Below are 26,384 nucleotides of genomic sequence, written 5' to 3'. Positions count from 1 at the left end.
CGAGTCGCTCGTCGTCCAGCATTCAGACATAAAAAAACGCCTTCTACGAATAGAAGGCGTTTAATCAGTTATTTAACCAGTCAGCGATTAAGCCGGCTCTTGGAAGATAACCGTATCTGCTTTTTCCGTGTACTGACCCATTTTATGGAAGTTCAGGTAACGGTATGTATCTGCAGCCGTTGCATTGATCTTATCAGCGTACTCTAGGTACTCTTCTTTCGTTGGAATACGACCAAGAATCGCACCTACCGCAGAAAGCTCAGCAGACGCTAGATAAACATTCGCGCCAGTACCCAAACGGTTCGGGAAGTTACGAGTAGAGGTAGACATTACTGTCGACTTGTCTGCAACACGCGCTTGGTTACCCATACATAGTGAACAACCCGGAGTTTCGATTCGAACCCCAGCACGACCGAAGATACCGTAGTAGCCTTCTTCTGTTAGTTGGTCTTTATCCATCTTAGTTGGCGGAGCCACCCAGAGACGAGTGCTTAGCGAGCCGTTGAACTCTTCAAGCATTTTACCTGCAGCACGGAAGTGACCGATGTTCGTCATACAAGAGCCGATGAACACTTCTTGAATCTCAGTACCTTGAACGTCAGATAGAAGACGTGCATCATCTGGATCGTTTGGTGCACATAGGATTGGCTGATCGATGTCAGCAAGGTCAATCTCGATAACGTGAGCGTATTCAGCATCTGAGTCAGCAGATAGCAATTCAGGGGTCGCTAACCACTCTTCCATTGCCGTGATACGGCGCTCAATCGTACGAACATCACCGTAGCCTTCAGCGATCATCCACTTAAGCATAACGATATTAGAGTTCAGGTATTCAGAGATAGACTCTTCAGAAAGCTTCACTGTACAGCCAGCTGCCGAACGCTCAGCAGATGCATCAGAAAGCTCAAACGCTTGCTCAACAGATAGGTGTTCAACACCTTCAATTTCTAGTACACGACCAGAGAATTCGTTGATCTTACCTGCTTTTTCTACCGTTAGTAGACCTTGCTTGATACCGTAAAGAGGAATGGCATGTACTAGGTCACGTAGCGTGATACCCGGCTGCATTTCGCCTTTAAAACGAACCAAGATAGATTCAGGCATATCAAGAGGCATTACACCCGTTGCCGCAGCAAATGCTACTAAGCCTGAGCCCGCAGGGAATGAAATACCTAGAGGGAAACGAGTATGCGAGTCACCACCTGTACCTACAGTATCAGGAAGAAGCATACGGTTTAGCCATGAGTGGATAACACCATCACCTGGGCGTAGTGAAACACCGGCACGGTTCATGATGAAATCAGGCAGCGTGTGGTGCGTGTTTACGTCAACCGGCTTCGGGTATGCCGATGTGTGACAGAAAGACTGCATGACTAGGTCTGCAGAGAAACCAAGACACGCCAGATCTTTAAGCTCATCACGAGTCATAGGACCAGTCGTATCTTGAGAACCGACTGTCGTCATTTTAGGTTCACAGTACTGACCAGCACGCACACCTTCAACGCCACACGCTTTACCAACCATCTTCTGAGCTAACGTGTAGCCTTTATCAGATGCAGATGGGTCGATTGGTTTAGCAAACAGATCGGTTTCTTCTAGACCTAGAGCGTCACGAGCGCGACCCGTTAGACCACGACCGATGATCAGTGGAATACGGCCACCAGCACGCACTTCATCGAGAAGTACTTTGCTTAGCTCAAAGTTTGAAATCACAGAACCGTTCTTGTGAACAACACCTTCGTACGGGTAGATATCAATGATATCGCCCATGTTCATGTCTTGTACGTTCAGTTCAATGGGTAGTGCGCCTGAGTCTTCCATTGTGTTGTAGAAGATCGGTGCAATTTTACCACCAAGACAAACACCGCCAGTACGCTTGTTTGGTACGAATGGGATGTCTTCCCCCATGAACCAAAGTACTGAGTTTGTTGCCGATTTACGTGAAGAACCAGTACCAACAACATCACCAACGTAAGCCAGTGGAATGCCATCTTTTTGCATTTCTTCAATTTGATTGATTGGACCAACGCTACCCTGTTCATCAGGAGTAATGCCATCACGTTCCATCTTCAGCATCGCTTTCGCGTGTACTGGGATATCAGGACGTGACCAAGCATCAGGTGCTGGAGATAGGTCATCGGTGTTAGTTTCACCAGTGACTTTAAATACTTTAACGGTGATCTTGTCCGCTACTTTATCTTTAGCTGTAAACCATTCGGCATCAGCCCAAGATTGAAGTACTTGTTGCGCTGAAGCATTGCCTGCTTTCGCTTTCTCTTCTACGTCGTAGAACGCGTCGAACATCAGTAGAGTATGAGACAGAGCTTTAACAGCGATAGGTGCAAGCTCAGCATCGTCTAGTAGAGATACTAGAGATTCGATGTTGTAACCGCCTTGCATAGTACCAAGCAATTCTGCAGCTTTTGCTTTACTTACTAGTGGAGAAGCTACTTCACCTTTAGTGATAGCCGTAAGGAAGCCAGCTTTTACGTAAGCAGCTTCATCTACACCCGGTGGAATGCGATTTTCTAGTAGGTCAAGAATGATTTCTTCTTCACCTTGAGGTGGATTCTTCAGAAGTTCAACTAGGCCAGCTACCTGCTCAGCATCTAGTGGTTTTGGAACAACTCCTTCGGCAGCACGTTCTTCGACGTGTTTACGGTAGGCTTCAAGCACGACTTTTTTCCTCTCATTGCGGTTCACTTCTTCCCTTCATAATTGTTAGTAAAATAAAGAAGTGAACATCCTTGGAAACTTGGCTCTCCATTGCCATTTTTGTCATTCAATTTGTATTGATGAGCGGCGTCATAGAGGCCAAACTGTGGGCGGTAGAATAGCAAATTTAACGTTAAATTAAAATCTTATCATTTTGACCAACATAGCAAGTTAAGACGAAAGTCCCACTATTTTTGCCTAATTACGCAGTAAAATGGCAGCTCTACGCATGATTATTTGTAGGAAGTACCTACAATCAAATACACCGAATCATAGTTATCTTCGGTTCGGCCATAAGCCAAAATGATCGGTCCTATTGGTGAATCGACACCCGCAAAAACGGAGCCCGCGGTGAACATTGGTGCTTCATCAAGTCTTAAATCATTGTTTGACCAAACACCACCATGTTCAATGGAAGCACCCACATAGAATGGTGACTCAAAGAGACCAAAGTCATTTTCAAACCACTTATAGCGGTAAATAAGACTCGTATAAGCTAAGTTCTGACCGATCATACTATTCCTAGGAATACCAGATAGGTTTAGGAAACCACCGAGCTCTTTGGGATCGATAGGAAAAACCGAGTTTTTGCTTTCTACGATACCGTAATCAAGCTTTGCGACTAAAGTATGCTTCTCAATACTTTGTGCCGCCATGAAATTAGCCGAAAACTCATAGACGGTATCGCTCTCCGAGATTAATTCCGAATTTTCGATAGACGAATCATTCTCAAAATCATCATGAGAGACAAGGTACTCCAAATCGACAAAATAACCTTCGGTCGGCAAACCAAAGTTATCTAATGTATCGAGTCGATAGCTAATGAAGCCGCCAATACGAGTGTACCCGCCATTACCAAGATAAGGCAGCGAAGATACCTCCACATCACCATCGGTATAGCGAGCACCAAATTTAAGTTCTTGCCACAAAGTGGGTTGATAACCTAATGCTAACTCACCCACATACTCTTTATAAGACATGGGAAAGTAGTTTTGAGTTACATCCAATGTAGGCTCTTCGATCTCATCAATATCAACGGGTAAATTTCTTTGTTGATTACTATAAGCAAGAGATGCCGACGTGAATAGCTTTTGACTTGAGAAGAATGGGGAAAAAAGTTCAGCCTCTATACGCTTATCTGTACCCATCTCAACGTTGGTTCTTAGTTCTGCACCGTGTGAGTTGATATCGGTAAAATTAGCAGATACACCAAGCGAATACTGGCTCTCTGTTGAAAAGTCATCTTCAAGGAAAAAACGGAAATTGAGGTAATTAGGCCCCCAAGATTTTTCGTTCACATCGACCTGAAGTTGATCTTCGCCATCGACATTTTCGAACTCATAGGTGATCAACTCAAATCGGTCTAAGGCATACAGATCTTGCACTTTTGATTCAATTTCACTGGTCTTCAGAATCTCACCAGAATCGAGGTTCAAGCGGTTCTCAATCAGCTTATCGGTGTAATGAGTATTATTGTTGATAACGACCCTATCGACGACAGTCTTATCGCCATGTTTCAGCTGCTTTCGAGCTTGCTGCTTATGATCGATATACTTCTGATAGTCTGCGTTAGAGAGTGACAGCTTAGAAAGCTCAGAGCTGTTCTGGATCGCTGCGTCATAACCGGCTTGGTAGGCACCCGGCATTTTATCGAATTCTGTCGTCTCCATTTGCCCAACATCAGGGCGTAAAAAAACATCATCATCCGTCAGTGTCTCAGCTTGCTCTTGAGTGCTGCGTTGGACCAGATAATTAGAAAGTTGGTTAGCTGCCGCTAGAAAATTCGTGAAGTCTTCTTTGCCTTTGTAATTGGTACTGATATCCACCGCAATGACAATGTCCGCTCCCATCGCTCTGGCAACGTCGACTGGCATATTATTGGTGACACCGCCATCAACCAGCATTCGACCATCTAGAGAGTAAGGGGGAAGCGCGCCGGGTACCGACATACTCGCCATCATGGCATCAACAAGGTGACCATGGTCGATGACCACCTCTTCAAGTTCGATGATGTCGGTTGCGACGGAACGGTATGGAATAGCAAGATGATCAAAAGAGTCGAGTGGAGATAGGTTACCTGTGGTCTCTCGCAGAATACGCAACATATTCTGACCTTGCACCACCCCTTTACTTGCTTTGATTTCGCCCCAACCTAAACCGAGGTCAGTGTTCAGTTGGTAGCGGTCTTCATATTCTTTGTCACGTACACGGCGATCACTACGGTTAACACGATCACGATAACCGCGATTCCAATCGACTGTATAAATAAAGCTCTCAATCTCGTCAGCGCTCATCCCTGTCGCATAAAGACCACCAACGTATGAGCCCATACTAGTACCAGTAATGTAATCAACCGGGATTTGCATTTCTTCTAGGGCTTTAAGCACTCCAATGTGAGCTGCACCTTTGGCTCCACCACCAGCAAGAACGACAGCAACGGTTGGCCTTTTATGAGCTTGTTCAGCCTGCTGAGGTTGATCAACCTGTGTCACGGTAGATGCAAACAGCTGAAAACTGATCACAGTACCGACAATGCCTAAGCCGCTCACCATCCAACGAGAAATCATTCTTTACACTATCCTTGTCATTCTTTTCTGTTACGACTTTACCACTGAAAAAGCTTCTTTAGCCACTGTTTTGGTTGACTTTCACAGCTCTTTTTAATCTTTCCACTTTCATCCCAAACCGGCAATTTAACGGCACCATCACAGTCAAATTCTAAAGCCCCTTGAGCGGTTCGAGTAAAACTTGCCGTCGCAATTCCATTAGGCCAAGGCAATATTAACTGCTCTGGTGTTCTCTGTTTCAAATAATCGGCATAAACACGTAACGCGCCACTGGAGCCCGTTAGTTTAGTTGGCTTATTATCATCACGCCCTAACCAGATGGTGGTAACTTCACGGCCATCAACACCCACAAACCAACTGTCTCGGCTGTCGTTACTGGTGCCTGTTTTACCGGCTAAACCAGCCCATGCAAACTGACCTTGTAGGAAGCGCCCCGTGCCTTCCGACACACCACGCTTCATCGCGTAGGTGGTTAGCCAAGCCGCTTGCTGGTCAACGCTCTGTGATACACGAGGAATCGACTGATACAGAACCTCACCATCATTATCAACCACCGAACGAAGCGCAGACAAAGGTGCGATACGGCCAGAGTTGGTGATGGTTTGGTACATCTGTGCCACCTGGAACGGAGTCAGTGAGAACGAACCCAAAAACATCGATGGCACTGGACGAATTTCATTCTTATCGACGCCCAGTTTTCCAATCGTATCGGAGACGCTATCAATGCCTAACTGCATACCTAAGCGAACCGTAGGTACGTTATAAGACTTAGAAAGCGCCACATACAAGGGCACATCTCCACGGAACTTACGATCGAAGTTTCTTGGGCTCCACACACTTCCTTTGCTGCCTTTCAAGCTTAATGGCGTATCCATCAATGTTGTCGCAAGTGTGTACTTATCAGGTTGTTCCAATGCGGTTAAGTAGATTGCAGGCTTAACTAAAGAACCAATAGGACGACTCGCGTTCAAGGCACGGTTAAAGCCATCGTAGCCAGTACGCTTACCACCAACCATAGCTCGAATTTCACCGGTATTTCTATCTACGGCAATAGCTGCTGCTTCCAGTTTGTTACCTGCGGTTTTCGATAAATCAGGCACCTTGCGTGCAATCGACTTCTCTAACTTGTCTTGGGAAACCGGATCCAGAGAGGTGAAGACTCGAATCCCTTTTTTCGCTTCAAATCGATCACCGACATACTTCTTAAGCTCAATATTGACTTGTTGGAAGTAAGCTGGCTGACGGCTAGCAATACGTGGATTGTCTTGAATATCCAAATCACGACTCGCCGCTTCTTCGTATTGTCGCGGAGTTAATATGTCTTGCTGCATCAATAAGCGAAGAACCAAATCGCGTCGAGTCTTGGCACGCTCAGGATAACGAACCGGATTGTAATACGAAGGTCCTTTCACCATACCCACCAACAATGCTAGTTGATCAATGCGGAGCTCTTGAATGGGCTGACCGAAGTACAAGCGAGACGCTAAACCGAAGCCATGGATCGCTTGCCCACCATTTTGCCCTAGGTAAACCTCATTTAAGTAAGCCTCTAGGATACGGTCTTTGCTGTAACGATGGTCCAAGATAAGTGCAATGTAAGCTTCACGAACCTTACGCCACAATGTACGTTCACTGGACAAGAACAGGTTTTTTGCCAACTGTTGTGTCAGCGTACTACCACCCTGTACCGTTCGCCCAGCTTTGACGTTAACGACCATTGCACGAGCGATTGCCAGTGGCGACACACCGTCATGTTGATAGAAGTTTCGGTCTTCGGTTGCTAATAAGGCATCAACCATCACTTCTGGGAATTGATTACGTTTTAAGAACAGGCGCTGCTCATCGTTACTTTTCTCAAGCATACCAAGCATTTTCGGTTCAACACGTAGGTAGCCCATGTCGCCTTTCTTCTCTAGCGATTGAATGCGAGTCAACTCGTTACCATTGAAATGCAGCATCACATGACGATCCGCTTCCGGTCCATCGACAAACTCGAACGGACGACGAATCATTTCAATCTTGGTTGAAGAAGAGGAGTATTCGCCCGGGTGACGAGGCGCATTCACCTTACGGTAATTAAGCACATCCAGTTCATTCTTAACCTGTGTCAAACTCACCGGAGTACCCGGAGACAAATCCAACACACGAGCATAAACAACGGTCGGCAAATCAAACAATTGGCCTTCAAAGCGCTGCTTGACCACCGAATCTAGGTAGATACCGACGAACAGCAGTAGCGCAGCCAAGGCTAAGCCCGCTTTCCACGCAATGCCCCAAAGGATCTTCAACCAACCTCGGTTACCCGTTTTTTTGGCTCTTGGTTTGGTCTTCTTCGCGGCGGCTCTCGGTTTTCGAGGCTTGGCTTTGGTCGCTGGTGACTTCTTTGCTGGCGCTTTTTTAGGTGGTGCCTTTTTTGGCGTTAACATTTTGGTCATCATCGGTTCAACTGTCGTTTGGTTTTAGTGGTTGCTACATGGTTAGCAGGATCATCGGGCCAAGGATGTTTTGGGTAACGGCCTTTCATCTCTTTTTGTACTTCTTTGTACGCGCCAGCCCAAAAGCCAGCTAAATCTTGAGTGATTTGCAGTGGTCGCTGCGCTGGAGAAAGTAACTCAAGCACGACTTTTTTACGACCTTGCGCTATCAATGGTGAGTCTTGTTCACCAAAGACTTCTTGCATTCGCACCGAGATCACAGGCTCCGATTGATATTGGTATCGAATCGCCTTTTTACTGCCTGTAGGCATCACGTAGTGAGTTGGTAACCATTGATCGATTTCTTGATTCAACGGCCAACCAAGGTAAGCCGATAGTGCTTGTTCAATGGAAACATTCGACAACCCTTTCGCTGACTTTATGCCATTCAAATACGGTGATAACCAAGTATCTAGATGTTCAATTAAGCTAGCATTATCCATCGCAGGCCAATCATGTTCTGGCATCCAAAGCTGAGCGCAACGTACGCGCTCAACTAGCTGCTTCGCGGCAGGCGTCCAATGTAAATGATCAAGCCCACATCGAGCGATATAATTGAGTAGCGCTTGGCTCGCCTGATTCGCACTCGGCTCTGGTAACGCTTTGGTGCTGATAATCAGTTTACCCAAAGAGACTCGCTGCTCGGCAACTAAGCGACCACGCTTTTCATCCCAATCCGCATAATCCGAACAGGCAAAGAGATTTGGAAACGCTTCTTCTAACTGCGCAATATCAACGGCGGTTGCCAAGAAAATCTGACTGGCTCGTCCTGTGCTGCGTATCAAATCAATCACCACGATGTAATCGTTATTCGCCAGTGGATCATCATCACGCACCTCAGCGCCGTGACCATTCGCAAGTAGGAAAGCACTACCGGTTGCGCTTCTCGCTTGAGCTATTCGGTCAGGGAATGCAAAACAAAGCACTAATGGTAACAATGATTCGTCAAGTTGTGACAAATCTACGTGATGATTGAGTTTGTTGGCGAGACTTTTCGCTCGCTGCATCACCACGCTGTTTTTCGAATGCTTTCTTTGTTTAAGCCGGTGCAACGAATGCTGAATATCAGTGACGTTGCGTTCAGGCTCTTCAAGTAAAGCGGCGGCGACAATCGCAGCATTCAGCAATGCTGGGCTGCCTTGTTGCGCTTTTATCAGCATGCTGACGATACGTGGTTCAAGGCCTAAACGCTGGGCCTGCTTACCTAGCGCCGTAAATTGGCCATTACTATCTAATAGCTCAAGGCTTTGCAGCAGTTGCTTGGCTTGTTCCACTGAAGCTTGTGGCGGAATATCTAGCCATTGCAACTCGTCTGCATTTGCAGCGCCCCACTGCGTCAATTCAGCCACCAGCGAAGAGAGATCTGAATGTAGAATTTCAGGCTCAGGTACAGCAGGTTGCTGCATCAGCTGCGTTTCGCTGTACAAACGAACGCACAAGCCCTCTTCAATTCGTCCCGCACGACCCGCTCGTTGCTCAGCTGAAGATTGCGAGATTTTCACTTGCTCAAGCTTAGTAATACCAGTTTTCAGATCGAACTTCGCCACACGTTCAAGCCCGGAATCGACCACCAGTCGAATACCTTCAATCGTCAAAGAAGTCTCAGCAATATTGGTGGCTAACACCACCTTTCGACGCCCTTTCTCTGATGGCGCGATCGCTTTCTGCTGTAGAGGAAAGCTGAGTTGCCCATACAAAGGACACACATCGATATCGCTAGAGAGTTGTTCTAGTTGCGACTCCACCTGCTTAATCGCAGACACTCCTGGTAAAAATGCTAATAACGAACCGGATTCCTTCTCCATCAAAGAGCGAATTACATTAGCCATTTTAGGGGCTAAATATTCATTAGTACTGAGAGGTTGATAACGGAAGTCGACCGGAAAAGTACGACCTTGAGATTCAACATATTTGGCATTCGGCAATAAAGACTGCAGCGCTTGTTGATCTAAGGTTGCCGACATCACAACCACTTTCAGATCATCACGTAGCGCCTCTTGGATCTCTAGACTAAACGCCAAAGCGGTATCGGCATGAATGCTGCGTTCGTGGAATTCATCGAAGATCACCATATCCACCCCGGTCAGTTCAGGGTCGGTTTGGATCATTCTTGTCATGATCCCTTCGGTAACGATCTCCAAGCGAGTTGCACTGCTGGTTTTAGATTCACCACGAACTCTAAAACCTATGCTCTCCCCGACCTTCTCTCCCAATTGGCTCGCCAAGTAAGTCGCAATATTTCTTGCCGCCAAACGCCTAGGTTCAAGCATGATAATTTTGCCTTGAACGGCATTGCTCTTAACCAGTTGTAAAGGGAAGAATGTTGACTTACCTGCACCGGGAGCGGCCTTTAGAATAAGTTGAGTGTGTGTTTCTACGCCAGCGAGCAGATCTGGCATCACAGCTTCTATGGGCAGTTGTGGCAATGGGAGAACCTTGTGGTGTAATGTTGGCAACATTGTACATAAAAACCTACTCGTCTAAATAAGTAATATGCACTTCAATCCTCCATTAGAGTCAGCGACTCTTATCAAACGCTATAAACGTTTTCTCACTGACATCAAACTTCCTGACGGCAGCGAGCGTACTATTCACTGTGCTAACACTGGAGCGATGACAGGGTGTGCGACCCCAGGTAACACCGTTTGGTACTCAACATCTGATAATGCAAAAAGAAAGTACCCAAACAGCTGGGAGATCTCAGAAACAGACAAAGGTCATCGTATTTGTGTAAATACTGCGCGGGCAAACCAGCTAGCAGTGGAAGCAATTGAAAATGGGACTATAGTTGAACTCTTAGGTTATAACGCGTTACGAACCGAAGTGAAATATGGCAGTGAGAATAGTCGCATTGATATTCTACTTGAAGATAACGAAAAGCCGCCTTGCTATATCGAAGTAAAAAGCGTCACTTTGCTCGACGAGCAAGAAACCCCTACTAAAGGGCAAGGCTTTTTCCCTGATGCGGTCACAACCAGAGGCCAAAAACATCTGCGTGAACTCACAGAAATGGTCGAATCTGGAAATAGAGCCGTACTTTTATTCACTGTTTTACATTCAGGTATTGAAAAAGTGTCTGCGGCACACCATATAGACGCCAAATATTCGTTATTACTAAAACAAGCACAAGACGGTGGAGTTGAAGTGCTTTGCTATAAAGCAGAGCTCAGCAGTACTCAAATACAACTAAAACAAGCTGTTGAATTTATCAATAGCTAAGCAAAGATGCTGAACTAATCACATTGATTGCAAGTTTGAATAAGAGTATTTGCCACCATTCGTTCTTTCTGCTATAGATACCCGCCTTAAAATTAGCTGCTTTGCAGTTGACTAGGTGTAAATAGGAGATGCTGTATGCCAGAATCTAAGAAAAAAGCGCTAGGCATCCTAGCCATCGCAGGTGTTGAACCGTACCAAGAGAAGCCAGGTGAAGAGTACATGTCACCTGAGCAAACGGAACATTTTACAAAAATTTTAGCAGCTTGGCGCAACCAGCTCAGGGAAGAAGTTGATCGTACTGTGCACCACATGCAGGACGAAGCAGCGAATTTCCCAGACCCAGTTGACCGTGCTTCTCAAGAAGAAGAATTCAGCCTAGAGTTACGTAACCGTGACCGTGAGCGTCGTCTTATCAAAAAAATTGAGAAGACATTAGACAAGATCGAAGAAGACGATTTCGGCTTCTGTGATTCTTGCGGTATCGAGATTGGCATTCGTCGCCTTGAAGCTCGTCCAACTGCTGATCTTTGTATTGACTGTAAAACACTTGCAGAGATCAAAGAGAAACAGATGCAAGGTTAATTCTTGCAGATGTAAAGAAAGGGAGCCTTGGCTCCCTTTTTTGTTTGTTATCCAAGCGAAGTATTTCACACGCTTGATAGTAAATAGCAGCTTTAAGCCTTAGTTCTACGCATTAAAGCTCTTGTTAAACGTCTTAAGAATCGGCTACTGCGGTACCATTTAGATTAGGTTGTTCACTCATGAATTATATCGGGCGCTTTGCACCATCACCGTCAGGTCCTCTTCATTTTGGCTCACTTGTTGCTGCTCTTGGTAGCTACTTTCAAGCGAAATCTAACCAAGGAAAATGGTTAGTTCGTATGGAAGACCTAGATCCTCCACGAGAAATGGCCGGCGCTGCAGACCTCATTCTTAAGACACTTGAGGCTTACCACCTATTTTGGGATGGTGAAGTCGTCTATCAAAGCCAGCGTCATGGCTTGTATCAAGCTCAAATCGATCAATGGGTCGCTGACAATCAAGCCTACTACTGCCAATGCACCCGCAAGCAGATAAAGGCTTTGGGTGGCTTTTACAATGGTCACTGTCGAGATGCAGGCTTAATCGATTCAGGTGAACAGGCGGTGCGCTTGCGCATGGATTTTCCTGTAGAGTCCTTTGATGATGTTCGCCACGGCACCATTCAAATCCCTAAAGCATTGGCTGAAGAAGATTTTATTATAAAACGCAGAGATGGATTGTTTGCCTATAACTTGGCCGTTGTCCTGGATGACATCGAACAAGGAGTAACAGAAGTAGTAAGAGGCGCAGACCTGATAGAGCCAACAGGTCGACAAATCAGTTTGTACAAGACGCTCAAGCAAAAAACAGTCAGCTACCTGCACTTAACATTGGCAACCGATGGCTTGGGGAATAAACTGTCAAAACAGAACCATGCCACCGCGATAGATATCGACAATCCAAAACCAACGTTACTCAACGCGATGCGATTCTTAGGTTTTGATATCCCGACAGCCCTTTGTGAGGCTTCAATGGATGAGATTTTATTGTGGGGCAGCCAGCAATGGAACGTCAGTCAGTTACCTGATAGTTTACAAAAAGAGCACTGTAATTAGCTCGAAACTCACGGCAAATAGCAAAAACGACACATAAAAATGCCATAACCAACCACTGTGGTTAAGCAGACGATGTTCTCAAATGGCTCGCGCTAGGCTATTATTAGCCGCAATTAAACTCTGCACTACCACTTTGGACTAAGAGAAAAACAAAGTTGGCGATACCTACTTTGTTCTAAACTAATGAATACAAATGACAATACCCCAAGCGAACAACGCGGATTCCACGAATTAGCTCTGAATATTTATACTCGTCAAGAGCACAATATTTCACGCAAGCAGATCAGCGACAACGCACTAAAAGTGCTATATCGCCTGAATGGTGCGGGTTTTGACGCATTTCTAGTCGGTGGTGGTGTGCGCGATATCTTATTAGGCTCTCAGCCAAAAGATTTTGATATTGCGACCAACGCAACGCCAGAGCAAATCAAACACCTCTTCAGAAACTGTCGCCTTATCGGTCGCCGTTTCCGCTTGGCACATATCATGTTTGGACGCGACATCATTGAAGTGGCAACTTTCCGTGGTCACCACCAAGAACCATCGAAAAACGTGTCTGCACAATCTAAAGAAGGCATGCTACTGCGCGATAACGTGTACGGCAGTGTTGATGAAGATGCAGAACGCCGTGATTTCACAATCAACGCGATGTACTACAACATTGCAGACTACAGCATCCACGATTACGCGGGTGGTGTAGAAGATTTAGAAGATAAACTGATCCGCCTGATTGGTGATCCAGAAACACGTTACCGCGAAGACCCAGTACGTATGCTACGTGCAATGCGCTTCGCCGCTAAACTGGATTTCGATATTGAAGAAGACACAGCTGACCCAATTGAAGAGTTAGCTCACCTCCTAAGAGATATCCCTGCAGCGCGCCTTTACGAAGAGTCTCTGAAATTGCTGCAATCAGGTCACGGTTTAGAAACCTACCACCTGATGCGCGAGTACAATCTATTCCAACAGATGTTCCCAGCGGTAGCTGAGCACTTCACAGAAGATTACGACTCTCACACTGAGCAGATGCTTGATTTGGTTCTCGATTCAACCGACCTTCGCATCGAAGATGGTAAGCGAGTAAACCCAGCATTCATGTTCGCAGCGATGCTTTGGTACCCAATGAACAAGCTGGCAGACAAACTTGTCGCTGAACAGGGTATGGCACACTACGATGCGATCATGGAAGCGAGTAACATCATTCTAGATCAGCAAGTAAAGTCTATTGCTATTCCTCGTCGTCACACCGCAACCATTCGCGAAGTTTGGCAACTGCAACTTCGACTGCCTCGTCGCAACGGTAAACGCGCTGTTCGCCTTATGGAGCTCAACAAGTTCCGTGCAGGCTACGATTTCCTAGAAATGCGTGGTGAGATTGAAGGTGGCGAAACCAAAGAGTTAGCAAAATGGTGGGAGCGTTATCAGACTGCAGGTCGCAACATGCGTCAAGCAATGGCTAACGACGTTGCAGCACCATCAAAGTCAGGCCATCGTCGCCGTAAGACTTACCGAAACAAAAAGAGTAAGCAATCCGAATGATAACTGCTTACATTGCGGTCGGCAGCAACCTTGCCGACCCAGTTAGCCAAGCAAATTTGGCTATCGAAACGCTAAAAAGCCTACCGCGATCAACGTTTATTGCGACCTCTCAGCTATATAGTAGCACTCCAATGGGGCCGCAAAATCAACCGGACTACATCAACGCGGTAGTCGCTATCCAGACCGAATTAACGCCAATTGAACTACTTGATTGCACTCAAAAGATCGAGTTAGAGCAAGGGCGCGTCCGTAAAGACGAACGTTGGGGTCCAAGAACCTTGGATCTCGACATTGTGTTATACGGCAATGAGGTGATCGATTCAGAGCGCTTAATCGTTCCTCATTATGGAATGAAAGAACGAGAGTTCGTACTCTATCCGCTTGCTGAAATCGCACCAAGTTTACAACTCCCTGATGGGACTGAGCTGACAGAACTACTGAAAATAGTAGATAAGAACGGGCTCAATGTTTGGCAACAATAGCCAAGCGCATTAAGGAAAACCAATGAAAAAAGTAACCATTAACGACCTGATCAAATGCAAACGTGAAGGCCGTAAATTCGCGACGTCGACAGCTTATGATGCGAGCTTTGCTCAATTATTCGAAAGCCAAGAGATGCCTGTACTGCTTGTCGGTGATTCACTGGGTATGGTTTTACAAGGCCATAACGATACATTACCAGTAACCGTTGAAGAGATTGCTTATCATACTCGCTCAGTGCGTGCTGGTAGCCCAAACTGTCTTCTTATGGCTGACATGCCTTTCATGAGCTACGCAACACCAGAGCAAGCTTGTGAGAGCGCAGCTACCTTGATGCGCGCTGGCGCGAACATGGTAAAAATCGAAGGCGGAAGCTGGTTGGTTGATACTGTGAAGATGCTAACAGAACGTGCGGTGCCAGTATGTGCACACTTAGGCTTAACGCCTCAATCTGTGAACATCTTTGGTGGTTACAAGGTTCAAGGTCGCGACGACGATCAAGCAGATAAAATGGTTGCTGACGCACTAGCGCTACAAAACGCAGGTGCTCAAATCGTTCTACTTGAATGTGTACCCGCTTCATTGGCAAAACGAATTACAGAAGCTTGTCACGTGCCAGTAATCGGTATCGGCGCAGGCAATGTTACCGATGGTCAGATCTTGGTTATGCATGACATGTTCGGTATTTCTGCGAACTACATGCCGAAGTTCTCTAAGAATTTCCTAGCAGAAACAGGTGATATGCGTAAGGCAGTAGCTCTATACAAAGAAGAAGTAGAGAGCGCACGCTTCCCTGATGAAGCTCATACAATCGCTTAGGAGTAAGTATGCAAACTTTTGCTGAAATAGCAGCTCTTCGTGAGCAGATTAAACAGTTTAAGCGTGATGGACGTACGGTTGCTTTTGTACCGACAATGGGAAACCTGCATGAAGGCCACCTAACTCTAGTAAAGAAAGCTCGTGAACTGGCAGACATTGTTGTGGTAAGTATCTTTGTAAACCCAATGCAGTTTGACCGTGCCGACGACCTAAACAACTACCCTCGAACGTTAGAAGCAGATTTAAGCAAACTGACAGGCGAAGGCGTTGAGCTAGTATTTACACCCACGCCAGATGTGATGTACCCAGAGGGATTAGACAAACAAACGTTTGTTGAGGTCCCAGGCATATCTCACATGCTTGAAGGTGCGTCTCGTCCAGGTCACTTCCGTGGCGTAGCGACGATTGTCACCAAGCTGTTTAACATTGTTCAGCCAGATTTTGCATGCTTCGGCAAAAAAGACTTCCAGCAGCTTGCTGTTATTCGCCAGATGACCACTGACTTAGCGTTAGACATTAAAGTTGTGGGCGTTGCGACTGTTCGTGAAATGGATGGCTTAGCAATGAGCTCTCGCAATAGCAACCTAACGATTGACGAGCGCCAACGAGCGCCAGTTCTAGCGCGCACTATGCGCTGGATCAGCAGTGCTATTCGTGGTGGTCGCGATGACTACGCATCAGTGATTGAAGATGCAACCGACCAGCTACGCGCTGCCGATCTTGAACCAGATGAGATATTCATTTGTGATGCGAAAACGCTGCAAGCGATCACTCCAGAATCAACTCAAGCTGTGATTCTAATGTCGGCTTTCCTAGGTAAGACTCGCCTTATCGACAACCAAGTTTTAGATTTGGTCACGGAAACCAAAGAAGAAGTGAAAGAAGAAGTAACTGAATAATCAGTTTCTGCTCCTAACGCAAAACATAAAAAAGGTCGATTATATATCGACCTTTTTCTTTGCCTGCGATTCAGGAGCATTAATAAATCCTGGATAATTACGTATTAGCTACGTAAGCCGATACCCTTAGTCACTAGGTAGTGTGCAATACCATACAACGCTACGATAAACACACCCAACACACCAAACGACGTCACAATACCCACATCAGACACACCCAAGAAGCCATATCTGAACGCGTTAACCATGTACACGATAGGATTCAACTTCGATACACCTTGCCAGAACTCAGGCAACAGGCTAATTGAGTAGAACACACCACCAAGATAGGTCAGCGGCGTCAGGATGAAGGTCGGAATGATCGAGATATCATCAAACGTGCGTGCGAACACCGCGTTAATCAAACCACCCAGAGCGAACACAACTGAAGTTAAAAATACCGTCGCAATGATCACGCCCCAATGGTCAACTTGTAGGTCGACAAAGAACAAAGATACAAACGTTACTATGGTACCCACTAACAATCCACGAACCACACCCCCCATTACGAAGCCAGCGATAATCACGTAATTAGGAACAGGTGCCACAAGCAACTCTTCAATGTTCTTTTGGAACTTAGCACTAAAGAATGAAGAAGCAACGTTGGAATATGAATTGGTGATCACCGACATCATGATCAGGCCAGGAACAATGTATTCCATGTAGCTAAAGCCGTTCATTTCACCAATACGTGCACCGATAAGATTACCGAAGATAATGAAATAAAGCGTCATGGTAATCGCAGGTGGAACCAACGTTTGCACCCAGATACGAGTAAAGCGATTGATCTCTTTGGTCAACAAACTGCAGAAAGCTGTCCAATATAGGCTGTACATATTACTTACTCCCCTCACGGACAATACTCACAAATAATTCTTCTAGACGGTTTGCTTTGTTACGCATAGAAAGGACTTTAACCTGTTGCTCGCTCAATTGAGCAAAGATGGTATTCAAACCTAGGTTCTTATCGATTTCGATTTCTAGCGAGCCATTAAGCATGACTTGGCTATTCACACCTTCAAGCTTAGGTTCTGTCGCGCCCTCTTCCAGATCCAGAATAAAGGTCTCAGCACTCAACTTGCCCAGCAGCGCTTTCATGGTTGTATTCTCAATCAACTCACCGCGATTGATGATGCCAATGTTACGACACAGCATTTCTGCTTCTTCTAGATAGTGCGTGGTCAAGATAATGGTAATGCCCTGCTTCTCATTGATCTCTTTTAGGAATTCCCACATTGAACGACGCAGTTCAATATCGACACCCGCAGTTGGTTCATCAAGGATCAACAAATGCGGTTCATGCATCAATGCACGCGCAATCATCAAACGACGCTTCATACCACCAGACAAGTTACGCGCACGTTCACCACGTTTTTCCCACAAATCGAGTTGAGATAGGTACTTTTTCGCTCGCTCTTTCGCCAATGCTTTTGGCACGCCATAATAGCCCGCCTGTTGCAACACGATCTGTTCAACGGTTTCGAACGGGTTAAAGTTGAACTCTTGAGGCACAAGGCCTAGGTTCTGCTTCGCCAACTCCAGATCGGTATCAATGTCGTAACCGAACACTTTAACCTTGCCTGAAGTTTTATTTACCAGTGAAGAGATAACACCAATTGTGGTTGATTTACCCGCACCATTTGGACCAAGTAGTGCGTAAAAGTCGCCTTTTTCTACTTGTAAACTAACGCCCTTAAGAGCCTCGAAGCCCCCAGCATAAGTTTTTCTTAATTGCTCAATTTCTAATGCATACATAGAGATAGACTGCCATTTGCTATAGATAAGATGTCGACGACCGAGCTTGAGGAGAGAGTAATGCTTAAAACGGCTAGCAGAAAACTAACCCAAACTTGTTTACTCGGCCATTTTGCAAACAAGTTTATCGTTGATTAACGATGAATACAAATATCGATTAATGCTTTCTTTTTAAAACAGTGGAAGTTCTAAGCTAACTAAAGACAATTAATATGTTCTATAAATAAAAAAATGCCGCCAAGTCATTCGCTTAACGGCATTTTTATCAGAACTAAATGAAGGACTGATTAATCAAATCAGTTCATCAATGAAACTTAGACGGACTCAAATTGGTGCTCGTCTCTCTCAACATAACTGGTTGCAGCCGTCAGCGCTTCGTATCTGAATCGGTAAGTATTGGACTCAGGAACCAAGTCAATCACATGGAACTTCTCAAGCTGCTGACGCGTATTCTCGTTTGGACACAACAAATACACCTCACATTGCGCATCTAGAGCATCCTTAATGGCATTCTCCAGCGCTAGACCAACGGTTACATCAATCATCGGAACGTCCGTTAAATCTAGAATCATCGCTTCATAGTCAGAGATACTCGAGTGCTGGCGAGAAATAGCCTTAGAAACACTGAAGATCATTGGGCCAGAAAGATAGAAGAACAGAACTTTACCATTCGCGCTATCGAGCAGCTGACGTTCACTATCAGTGAGTGGAATATCATCTTCATCATCTCCATCACTGATCGCCTTAACTTGTCTGGCTTGCTCTCGGCTCAATCTTTCAATAATCAGAATATTCGAGATAAAGACACCCAGCCCAACAGCAATAATCAGGTCAACGAATACGGTTAGCAACATTACGCCATACATAACGCCCATGCCCGCATAACTCACCTTGTGCGCACGCTGAATAAAGCTCCAATCGAGAATGTTGAAGCCCACATACATGGCGATACCTGCCAACACCGCCATAGGAATAGGTTCGGTTAAGCCACCCGCGACCAATACCACCAACGCCAGAACTAATGCACGAACAACACCTGATAGTGGAGAACGAGCACCTACTTGGATATTGGTGACCGTCCCCATAGTAGCGCCCGCGCCCGGCAAAGCGCCGAACAAGCCAGAAATCATATTCGCAATACCTTGGCCACGAAGTTCTTTGTCTGAGTCATGCTCTTTACGAGTCAGTGAATCTCCGATAACCGCGGTCAGAAGCGTATCAATACAGCCAAGAGTACCCAGTACTAAGGCATCAATAACCATGGTAGTAAACTGCTCAGCGTTGATCGTAGGGATAACGAGAGAAGGCAAACCGGCTGGAATTTCACCAATACGGCGAATAGAGTCAGTATCAAAAATAATGACTGACAAGAGCGTCACTGCAACCAAAGCGACCAGTTGAGCAGGCACATACTTACGGTACTTAGCTGGAAAACCGAAAAGAATACCGAGCGTCAATGCCCCTAAAAACAGTTCGCTCACTTTTAGGTTTGCTAGTGTATCTGGAAGCGCAGAGAGCGTGCCCATCACACCACCGGAAGGTGCAGCATGTCCTAATAAAGGGGACAACTGCAGAATAATTAGAATAACGCCGATGCCCGACATAAACCCGGAGATCACGCTATATGGCATCAAAGTAACGTATTTTCCGAGCTTTAATGTACCGAGTAATATCTGAAAAGCACCAGCCATCATTACCACGGTAAAGGTCATTGCCATTCCGGTTTCAGGATACTTGGCCACCATGCTGGTCATGACTGTTGTCATGATCACCGTCATCGGGCCGGTCGGCTCAGAGATCAGGCTGCTCGAGCCACCAAACAATGCCGCAAATAGGCCAACCATGATGGCGCCCCAAAGGCCAGCTTCCGCGCCCGCGCCAGAAGCAACACCAAATGCCAATGCTAAAGGCAACGAGATGATGGCTGTAGTGACACCGCCAAACATATCCCCTTTGAGATTGATATCCGTAAAACGACTTCCAAACAAAACACACCTTCCTGATGATGAAATGACAAACCTTATCACTTTAACAAATGTATCAAGTGTTCAGAAAGTGTTAATTCAATCACATTATTCATGTCTTATAACCGGATCATAGCTTCTACACTAAGTTAATGATTTTAACGACTAGTACACATCAGATGAGTACTATTTGACACAGTTTTTACGAGATTGAATTTGTAACATTGTGTATAGTTGAGATTCTTAATTAAGGGATGTAAGACGCAAAATGCCAGAGATTAAACAGCTTTTTGAAAACAACTCTAAATGGTCAGAAGAAATTCGCTCTCAACGACCTGAGTATTTTACAACGCTTGAAGAGGGTCAAAGCCCCGGTTTTCTATGGATAGGCTGCTCAGATAGCCGTGTTCCGGCCGAGCGTCTCACTGGTTTGTATTCTGGCGAACTGTTTGTTCACCGAAATGTGGCGAACCAAGTGGTTCATACCGACTTAAACTGCCTCTCAGTTGTGCAGTACGCCGTCGATGTACTCAAAGTTAAACACATTATTGTCTGTGGTCACTATGGCTGTGGTGGTGTTAACGCGGCGATTGATAACCCTAAACTTGGCCTTATCAATAACTGGTTACTTCACATCCGTGACAACTACCTAAAATACCGTAAGCAAATCGAGGGGCTGCCTCGTGAGCAATGGGGTGATAAGCTGTGCGAAATTAACGTCGCAGAGCAAGTTTATAACCTAGGCAACTCAACCATTATGCAAAGTGCGTGGGAGCGTGGCCAAGAAGTTGAAATCCACGGTGTGGTTTATGGTATTGGCGATGGCAAGCTGCAAGACCTTGGCGTACGTTGCTCAAGTAACGATACCCTAGAGAACAGTCACTTAGAGGCATTAAATAAGATCTTAGCAACGCCTCTGCTTAGTCAAAAAAGCTAGCCCCTTCCGTAATAAATACAAAAAGCCCGCATATGCGGGCTTTTTAATGACTTCTAACCGACAAGCGTAATGATTACTCTTGAGGTACTACCTTACCGATGTATGGTAGGTGACGATATTTTTGTGCGTAGTCGATACCAACACCAACAACGAACTCGTCTGGGATTTCAAAACCAATCCACTTTGTATCTACAGTCACTTCACGGCGAGAAGGTTTGTCTAATAGCGTACAAATTTCGATAGACTTAGGACCACGTAGGCTTAGAATCTCTTTCACTTTAGTCAGCGTGTTACCCGTATCGATAATATCTTCTACAAGTAGAACATCTTTACCTTGGATATCATCATCAAGGTCTTTCAAAATACGAACATCACGTGAGCTTTCCATGCCGTTACCGTAGCTAGACGCGGTCATGAAATCAACTTGGTGAGTTAAATCGATAGCACGAGCAAGATCCGCCATAAAGACAAAAGATCCACGCAATAAGCCAACTAAAACTAGATCTTCACTACCCTTGTAGTGTTCCGTGATCTGTTTGCCTAGTTCGTTCACTCGATCCTGAACTTCTTGCTCAGAGATCATGACTTCAACTGTATGCTTCATACTGCTCTCATTTTATTTGGTGATTGCGACGAATGTTGACAGTTTCGTCAGTTGTGTCGCTCAATTTTGTGCGTAAGTCTAGCACTGCTCAAATACCCACACCACCTTATGGTTCGAATTTACTGTCAGATTCTCAATGAAATGTGCGCTGGTGCCTTATCCAATACTCGTCTCCTTTCACATCAATGCTGATCACGCTTTATGTATCAAGTTTGATGTAACTGTCTATAAAACAAGCTGAAAGGATTGACCATTCGCATATGCACCATTACACTCATCTTGGCTTAAATAATAATAAAATCATTAATATAAAAATTTCGTTGGCAAGGAAAACAAAATGGACTCAATATCTAAGAGACCTAGAACTAGGCTTTCACCTTTAAAAAGAAAACTTCAATTGATGGAAATCGCTCTTGAGGTATTCTCTCGCCGCGGTATCGGTCGTGGTGGACACGCTGATATTGCAGACATCGCTCAGGTGTCTGTAGCAACCGTATTTAACTACTTCCCTACCCGTGAAGATCTGGTTGATGAAGTGCTAAATCACGTTGTACGCCAATTCTCTAACTTCCTTTCAGACAATATCGATCTGGATATTCACGCAAAACAAAACCTACATAATATTGCGACTGAAATGGTGACGTTAGTGGCTCAAGATAGCCATTGGTTAAACGTATGGTTCGAATGGAGCGCTTCAACTCGTGATGAAGTATGGCCACTGTTCGTAACAACTAACCGCACCAACCAAATGTTAGTACAAAACATGTTTAGCAAAGCAATTGAGCGCAGCGAAGTTTGTGACGATCACGACCCTAAACATCTAGCGAACCTATTCCACGGCATCTGCTACTCGCTATTCATCCAAGCGAAACGTGTAGAAACACCTGAAGAGCTTTCAAGCTTAACAGATAGCTACTTGAACATGCTGTGCATTTATAAGTAGATTCGAGTAAATAATTTAAGGGTTGGCCTACATAGGTCAACCCTTTTTTGTAGAATGAAATGTCTCTTAGCATCCCGAAGCGCAGCGAACTCGCATCTCGGAGTGAAACGTTACTGCTCTTTTCTTCAGACATAAAAAAGCCGCTGACGAATCAGCGGCTTTAAAAACATTAGCGAGTGGCTAAGAAAGAATTACTTCTTCTTTTTCACAGCTTTTTTGTTTGGAAGGTCAGTGATTGAACCTTCGAATACTTCCGCAGCTAGACCAACAGACTCGTGTAGAGTTGGGTGAGCGTGGATAGTAAGAGCGATATCTTCTGCGTCACAACCCATTTCGATTGCTAGGCCGATTTCACCAAGAAGTTCACCACCGTTAGTACCAACAACAGCACCACCGATTACGCGATGAGTCTCTTTATCGAAGATCATCTTAGTCATACCGTCTGCACAGTCAGAAGCGATTGCACGACCAGAAGCAGCCCAAGGGAAAGTAGCAACTTCGTAGTTTAGGCCTTCCGCTTTCGCTTCTTTCTCAGTCTTACCTACCCAAGCAACTTCTGGCTCAGTGTACGCAATTGATGGGATTACTTTAGGGTCGAAGTAGTGCTTCTTACCAGAGATAACTTCAGCAGCTACGTGACCTTCATGCACACCTTTGTGAGCAAGCATTGGTTGGCCAACAACGTCACCGATCGCGTGGATGTGAGGAACGTTAGTACGCATTTGCTTATCAACATTGATGAAACCGCGCTCATCAACTTCGATACCTGCTTTTTCAGCGTCGATAAGTGCACCGTTTGGAACACGACCGATAGCAACAAGAACAGCATCGTAACGCTCAGCTTCAGCAGGTGCTTTTTTGCCTTCCATTGAAACGTAGATACCGTCTTCTTTCGCTTCAACAGCTGTTACTTTAGTTTCAAGCATTAGCTTGAACTTGTTTTTAATACGCTTAGTGAAGACTTTAACGATGTCTTTATCCGCAGCAGGGATAACTTGGTCGAACATCTCAACTACGTCTACTTTAGAACCTAGAGAGTGGTAAACCGTACCCATTTCAAGACCGATGATACCACCGCCCATGATAAGCAGTTTCTCAGGAACTTCGTTTAGCTCAAGTGCATCCGTAGAATCCCAAATACGTGGGTCTTCATGTGGGATGAAAGGAAGCTTGATTGGGCGAGAACCCGCAGCAATGATTGCGTTGTCGAAGTTAACCGTTGTTGCTTCGCCTTCGCCTTCAACAAGAATGCTGTTAGGACCTGTGAACTTACCGAAACCGTTAACAACAGTAACGTTACGCATCTTAGCCATACCACCAAGACCGCCAGTTAGTTGGTCTACTACTTTTTCTTTCCAGATACGGATCTTGCTGATGTCCGTTTGTGGCTCGCCGAATACAACGCCGTGCTCTGCCATCGCTTTAGCTTCTTCGATTACTTTAGAAACGTGAAGAAGTGCTTTTGATGGAATACAACCAACGTTTAGACATACACCACCAAGAGTGCTGTAACGTTCAACTAGTACTGTTTCTAGACCTAAATCCGCACAACGGAATGCCGCTGAGTAACCAGCAGGACCTGAACCAAGTACAACAACTTGGGCTTTAATTTCTTTGCTCATTGTGACCTCTTGTAGTCATTATCCCTAACAGGCTGAGTAGATGTTCTTAAATTATTGGGCTTTCAAACAGGAAACATTTTACAGAGATGTTAACAGTGTGAAAGTAGCTTTAAGTTAGCCTGTGAGCTAGACAACAATTCCCTTCCGCTTTATGAGAAATGCGGGAAACTGTTCTCTAAAAATAGTCTTTATATAAAGAATTAAGGTGACCCGAAAGCCACCTTAATAATTACTTTCTCAATTACAGTACTAGACGACGAATGTCAGATAGTGCGCTGTTTAGGAAAGTAATGAAGCGTGCACCTTCAGCACCATCGATCACACGGTGGTCGTATGATAGAGACAGTGGAAGCTGTAGACGTGGTTGGAACTCTTTACCGTTCCAAACTGGCTTAATTTCAGACTTAGATACACCTAGGATACCTACTTCTGGAGCATTTACGATTGGAGTAAATGCAGTACCGCCAATACCACCAAGGCTAGAGATTGTGAAACAACCGCCTTGCATGTCTGCCGCTGTTAGCTTACCAGAACGTGCTTTCTTAGAAACAGCCATTAGCTCTTCAGATAGCTCGTAAATGCCTTTCTTGTTCACGTCTTTGAATACAGGAACAACTAGACCGTTTGGTGTATCAACAGCGATACCCACGTTTACGTACTTCTTAAGAATGATGCTTTCACCATCTTCAGAAAGAGAAGAGTTAAACGCTGGGAATGCTTCTAGCGCTTTAGCAACAGCTTTCATGATGAACACAAGTGGAGTGATCTTCATGCCAGTGTCTTTCTTCGCTTCGATTGCGTTCTGTTCTTTACGGAATGCTTCTAGCTCAGTAATGTCTGCGTTATCCCACTGTGTAACGTGAGGAATCATTACCCAGTTACGGTGTAGGTTTGCGCCAGAGATCTTCTTGATCTTAGAAAGTTTCTGAACTTCAGTTTCGCCGAACTTGCTGAAGTCAACTTTTGGCCATGGTAGTAGACCAAGAGCAGAACCGTCGCCGCCTTTGCCAGATGCTGCTGCACCAGACTCTAGACGCTTAAGTGCATCTTTAACGTAAGACTGAACGTCTTCTTTAAGGATACGGCTCTTACGACCAGTACCTTTAACCTTAGAAAGGTTAACGCCAAATTCACGAGCAAGACGACGAACAACTGGAGAAGCGTGCGCGTAGTCACCGTTCTCTTGGAAGTCGCCACCAGCTGGAGCCGCTGCAGGTGCTTCAGCTTTAGGAGCAGGTGCCGCCGCTGGAGCTGCTGCTTGTGCAGGTGCTGCAACAGGAGCTGCGCCTTCAACCGGAGTGCCGGCCACAACGAAAGTCATGATTAGAGAGCCAGTTGACACTTTGTCGCCAGCTGCAATCTTGATCTCTTTTACTGTACCAGCGAATGGTGCAGGAACTTCCATTGAAGCTTTGTCGCCTTCAACAGTAATTAGAGATTGCTCTTCTTCTACTGTATCGCCAACCGCTACCATGATTTCAGTAACTTCTACTTCGTCGCCACCGATATCAGGAACGTTTACTTCTTTCTCAGCAGACGCTGCTGGAGCCGCTGCAACTGGTGCTGCCGCCGCAGGAGCCGGAGCTGCTGCAGGTGCTGAACCAGCTACTTCGAATACCATTACTAGAGAGCCAGTAGAAACTGAATCACCAGAAGCGATCTTAATTTCTTTAACGATACCAGCGAATGGTGCAGGAACTTCCATTGAAGCCTTGTCACCTTCAACAGTAAGAAGAGATTGCTCTTCTTCTACTGCGTCACCGATAGCAACCATGATTTCAGTTACTTCAACTTCATCACCGCCGATATCTGGTACGTGAACTTCTTTCAGTTCGTTCGCAACAGAAGGGGCTGCCGCTGCAGGAGCTGCAGCAACTGGTGCCGCCGCTTCAACTGCTGGCGCAGCCGGTGCTGCTGCAGCACCTTCCGCTTCGAAGATCATGATAAGAGAACCAGTAGAAACAGAATCGCCTTCTGCTACTTTGATTTCTTTAACGATACCCGCTTGAGACGCTGGAACTTCCATTGAAGCTTTGTCGCCTTCAACAGTAATCAGTGACTGCTCTTCTTCAACCTTGTCGCCAACGTTTACAAGAATCTCAGTTACTTCAACCTCGTCAGCACCGATGTCTGGTACATTAATTTCGATTGTCATTGTATTTACCTACCTT

Annotated in this window: 19 protein-coding genes; 9 read left to right on the top strand and 10 right to left on the bottom strand. The window is 45.5% G+C overall.

What is annotated here, in order from left to right; translation table 11 throughout:
- Window positions 1–87: 87 nt before the first annotated feature.
- The 4 genes from acnB to hrpB form a co-directional block, all read right to left on the bottom strand.
- A complete protein-coding gene (acnB, locus tag QQ041_RS13835) occupies window positions 88–2,676 on the bottom strand; it encodes a bifunctional aconitate hydratase 2/2-methylisocitrate dehydratase (protein ID WP_146490637.1) in 2,589 nt (862 codons plus the stop codon).
- Window positions 2,677–2,948: 272 nt separating this feature from the next.
- Window positions 2,949–5,282, bottom strand: coding sequence for a patatin-like phospholipase family protein (locus tag QQ041_RS13830; RefSeq protein ID WP_285954245.1), 2,334 nt, complete (start codon window positions 5,280–5,282; stop codon window positions 2,949–2,951).
- Between the two features lie 38 nt (window positions 5,283–5,320).
- On the bottom strand, window positions 5,321–7,720 hold the full coding sequence (mrcB, locus tag QQ041_RS13825) for a penicillin-binding protein 1B (RefSeq protein ID WP_146490635.1): 2,400 nt from the start codon (window positions 7,718–7,720) through the stop codon (window positions 5,321–5,323).
- Window positions 7,717–10,155 carry an ATP-dependent helicase HrpB gene (hrpB, locus tag QQ041_RS13820; protein WP_285954335.1) on the bottom strand — a complete coding sequence of 813 codons (2,439 nt, stop codon included), beginning with the start codon at window positions 10,153–10,155 and terminating at the stop codon, window positions 7,717–7,719. Before hrpB ends, mrcB begins: the two co-directional genes overlap by 4 nt.
- Before the next feature lie 94 nt (window positions 10,156–10,249).
- On the opposite strand from hrpB, the gene sfsA reads away from it, so the two are divergent.
- The 7 genes from sfsA (at window position 10,250) to panC (ending at window position 16,349) form a co-directional block, all read left to right on the top strand.
- Window positions 10,250–10,975, top strand: a complete 726-nt coding sequence (gene sfsA, locus QQ041_RS13815; RefSeq protein ID WP_285954244.1) for a DNA/RNA nuclease SfsA — start codon at window positions 10,250–10,252, stop codon at window positions 10,973–10,975.
- Between the two features lie 135 nt (window positions 10,976–11,110).
- Window positions 11,111–11,557 carry an RNA polymerase-binding protein DksA gene (gene dksA / locus QQ041_RS13810; RefSeq protein ID WP_004738189.1) on the top strand — a complete coding sequence of 149 codons (447 nt, stop codon included), beginning with the start codon at window positions 11,111–11,113 and terminating at the stop codon, window positions 11,555–11,557.
- Between the two features lie 179 nt (window positions 11,558–11,736).
- On the top strand, window positions 11,737–12,612 hold the full coding sequence (gluQRS, locus tag QQ041_RS13805) for a tRNA glutamyl-Q(34) synthetase GluQRS (protein WP_285954243.1): 876 nt from the start codon (window positions 11,737–11,739) through the stop codon (window positions 12,610–12,612).
- A 183-nt stretch (window positions 12,613–12,795) separates the two neighbouring features.
- Window positions 12,796–14,151 (top strand): polynucleotide adenylyltransferase PcnB, encoded by a 1,356-nt coding sequence (pcnB, locus tag QQ041_RS13800; RefSeq protein WP_017059432.1) that lies wholly within the window; start codon window positions 12,796–12,798, stop codon window positions 14,149–14,151.
- Window positions 14,148–14,633: a 2-amino-4-hydroxy-6-hydroxymethyldihydropteridine diphosphokinase gene (gene folK, locus QQ041_RS13795; protein ID WP_004735459.1), complete on the top strand. Its 486-nt coding sequence runs from the start codon at window positions 14,148–14,150 to the stop codon at window positions 14,631–14,633. Before pcnB ends, folK begins: the two co-directional genes overlap by 4 nt.
- Window positions 14,634–14,655: 22 nt before the next feature.
- The gene (panB, locus tag QQ041_RS13790) at window positions 14,656–15,450 is read left to right on the top strand and encodes a 3-methyl-2-oxobutanoate hydroxymethyltransferase (RefSeq protein WP_285954242.1); all 795 of its coding nucleotides are present in this window, start codon (window positions 14,656–14,658) and stop codon (window positions 15,448–15,450) included.
- 8 nt (window positions 15,451–15,458) lie between these two features.
- Complete coding sequence (panC, locus tag QQ041_RS13785; RefSeq protein ID WP_285954241.1) at window positions 15,459–16,349, top strand: pantoate--beta-alanine ligase; 891 nt, start codon at window positions 15,459–15,461, stop codon at window positions 16,347–16,349.
- 104 nt (window positions 16,350–16,453) lie between these two features.
- Here the strand turns inward: panC and QQ041_RS13780 are convergent, their stop codons facing one another.
- From QQ041_RS13780 to QQ041_RS13770, 3 genes are all read right to left on the bottom strand, one after another.
- On the bottom strand, window positions 16,454–17,224 hold the full coding sequence (locus QQ041_RS13780; RefSeq protein ID WP_239833496.1) for an ABC transporter permease: 771 nt from the start codon (window positions 17,222–17,224) through the stop codon (window positions 16,454–16,456).
- 1 nt (window position 17,225) lies between these two features.
- A complete protein-coding gene (locus QQ041_RS13775) occupies window positions 17,226–18,143 on the bottom strand; it encodes an ABC transporter ATP-binding protein (protein WP_146490628.1) in 918 nt (305 codons plus the stop codon).
- A 314-nt stretch (window positions 18,144–18,457) separates the two neighbouring features.
- Window positions 18,458–20,089, bottom strand: a complete 1,632-nt coding sequence (locus QQ041_RS13770) for a SulP family inorganic anion transporter (protein ID WP_285954334.1) — start codon at window positions 20,087–20,089, stop codon at window positions 18,458–18,460.
- 286 nt (window positions 20,090–20,375) lie between these two features.
- Here QQ041_RS13770 and can point away from each other — a divergent pair, with 286 nt between their 5' ends.
- The gene (can, locus tag QQ041_RS13765) at window positions 20,376–21,044 is read left to right on the top strand and encodes a carbonate dehydratase (RefSeq protein ID WP_285954240.1); all 669 of its coding nucleotides are present in this window, start codon (window positions 20,376–20,378) and stop codon (window positions 21,042–21,044) included.
- 73 nt (window positions 21,045–21,117) lie between these two features.
- On the opposite strand, the gene hpt is transcribed toward can, so the two are convergent.
- A complete protein-coding gene (gene hpt / locus QQ041_RS13760; protein WP_017633235.1) occupies window positions 21,118–21,648 on the bottom strand; it encodes a hypoxanthine phosphoribosyltransferase in 531 nt (176 codons plus the stop codon).
- Window positions 21,649–21,985: 337 nt separating this feature from the next.
- Between hpt and QQ041_RS13755 the strand changes: the two genes are divergently transcribed.
- Window positions 21,986–22,591, top strand: a complete 606-nt coding sequence (locus QQ041_RS13755) for a LuxR/HapR/OpaR family quorum-sensing transcriptional regulator (RefSeq protein WP_102319888.1) — start codon at window positions 21,986–21,988, stop codon at window positions 22,589–22,591.
- A gap of 191 nt (window positions 22,592–22,782) precedes the next feature.
- Here the strand turns inward: QQ041_RS13755 and lpdA are convergent, their stop codons facing one another.
- Entirely contained in the window at window positions 22,783–24,213 is a 1,431-nt protein-coding gene (gene lpdA, locus QQ041_RS13750; protein WP_285954239.1) for a dihydrolipoyl dehydrogenase, read from the bottom strand.
- Window positions 24,214–24,454: 241 nt separating this feature from the next.
- Complete coding sequence (gene aceF, locus QQ041_RS13745; protein WP_285954238.1) at window positions 24,455–26,368, bottom strand: pyruvate dehydrogenase complex dihydrolipoyllysine-residue acetyltransferase; 1,914 nt, start codon at window positions 26,366–26,368, stop codon at window positions 24,455–24,457.
- Window positions 26,369–26,384 lie beyond the last annotated feature (16 nt).

This window comes from Vibrio sp. TMPB1044, from assembly GCF_030442075.1.
GTDB classification, from domain to species: Bacteria; Pseudomonadota; Gammaproteobacteria; order Enterobacterales; family Vibrionaceae; genus Vibrio; species Vibrio satsumensis.
The sequence above is the reverse complement of the archived record's forward strand: the minus strand, read 5'-3'. Positions and strand labels throughout refer to the sequence as shown.

Coding starts and splice junctions, on each gene's coding strand:
- panB (WP_285954242.1), top strand. CDS start 14,656: ATGAAAAAAGTAACCATTAACGACCTGATCAAATGCAAACGTGAAGGC.
- mrcB (WP_146490635.1), bottom strand. CDS start 7,720: ATGATGACCAAAATGTTAACGCCAAAAAAGGCACCACCTAAAAAAGCG.
- aceF (WP_285954238.1), bottom strand. CDS start 26,368: ATGACAATCGAAATTAATGTACCAGACATCGGTGCTGACGAGGTTGAA.
- QQ041_RS13755 (WP_102319888.1), top strand. CDS start 21,986: ATGGACTCAATATCTAAGAGACCTAGAACTAGGCTTTCACCTTTAAAA.
- QQ041_RS13770 (WP_285954334.1), bottom strand. CDS start 20,089: ATGTTTGGCGGTGTCACTACAGCCATCATCTCGTTGCCTTTAGCATTG.
- folK (WP_004735459.1), top strand. CDS start 14,148: ATGATAACTGCTTACATTGCGGTCGGCAGCAACCTTGCCGACCCAGTT.
- QQ041_RS13775 (WP_146490628.1), bottom strand. CDS start 18,143: ATGTATGCATTAGAAATTGAGCAATTAAGAAAAACTTATGCTGGGGGC.
- can (WP_285954240.1), top strand. CDS start 20,376: ATGCCAGAGATTAAACAGCTTTTTGAAAACAACTCTAAATGGTCAGAA.
- pcnB (WP_017059432.1), top strand. CDS start 12,796: ATGAATACAAATGACAATACCCCAAGCGAACAACGCGGATTCCACGAA.
- sfsA (WP_285954244.1), top strand. CDS start 10,250: ATGCACTTCAATCCTCCATTAGAGTCAGCGACTCTTATCAAACGCTAT.
- QQ041_RS13780 (WP_239833496.1), bottom strand. CDS start 17,224: ATGTACAGCCTATATTGGACAGCTTTCTGCAGTTTGTTGACCAAAGAG.
- lpdA (WP_285954239.1), bottom strand. CDS start 24,213: ATGAGCAAAGAAATTAAAGCCCAAGTTGTTGTACTTGGTTCAGGTCCT.
- hrpB (WP_285954335.1), bottom strand. CDS start 10,155: ATGCCAGATCTGCTCGCTGGCGTAGAAACACACACTCAACTTATTCTA.
- dksA (WP_004738189.1), top strand. CDS start 11,111: ATGCCAGAATCTAAGAAAAAAGCGCTAGGCATCCTAGCCATCGCAGGT.
- QQ041_RS13830 (WP_285954245.1), bottom strand. CDS start 5,282: ATGATTTCTCGTTGGATGGTGAGCGGCTTAGGCATTGTCGGTACTGTG.
- panC (WP_285954241.1), top strand. CDS start 15,459: ATGCAAACTTTTGCTGAAATAGCAGCTCTTCGTGAGCAGATTAAACAG.
- gluQRS (WP_285954243.1), top strand. CDS start 11,737: ATGAATTATATCGGGCGCTTTGCACCATCACCGTCAGGTCCTCTTCAT.
- hpt (WP_017633235.1), bottom strand. CDS start 21,648: ATGAAGCATACAGTTGAAGTCATGATCTCTGAGCAAGAAGTTCAGGAT.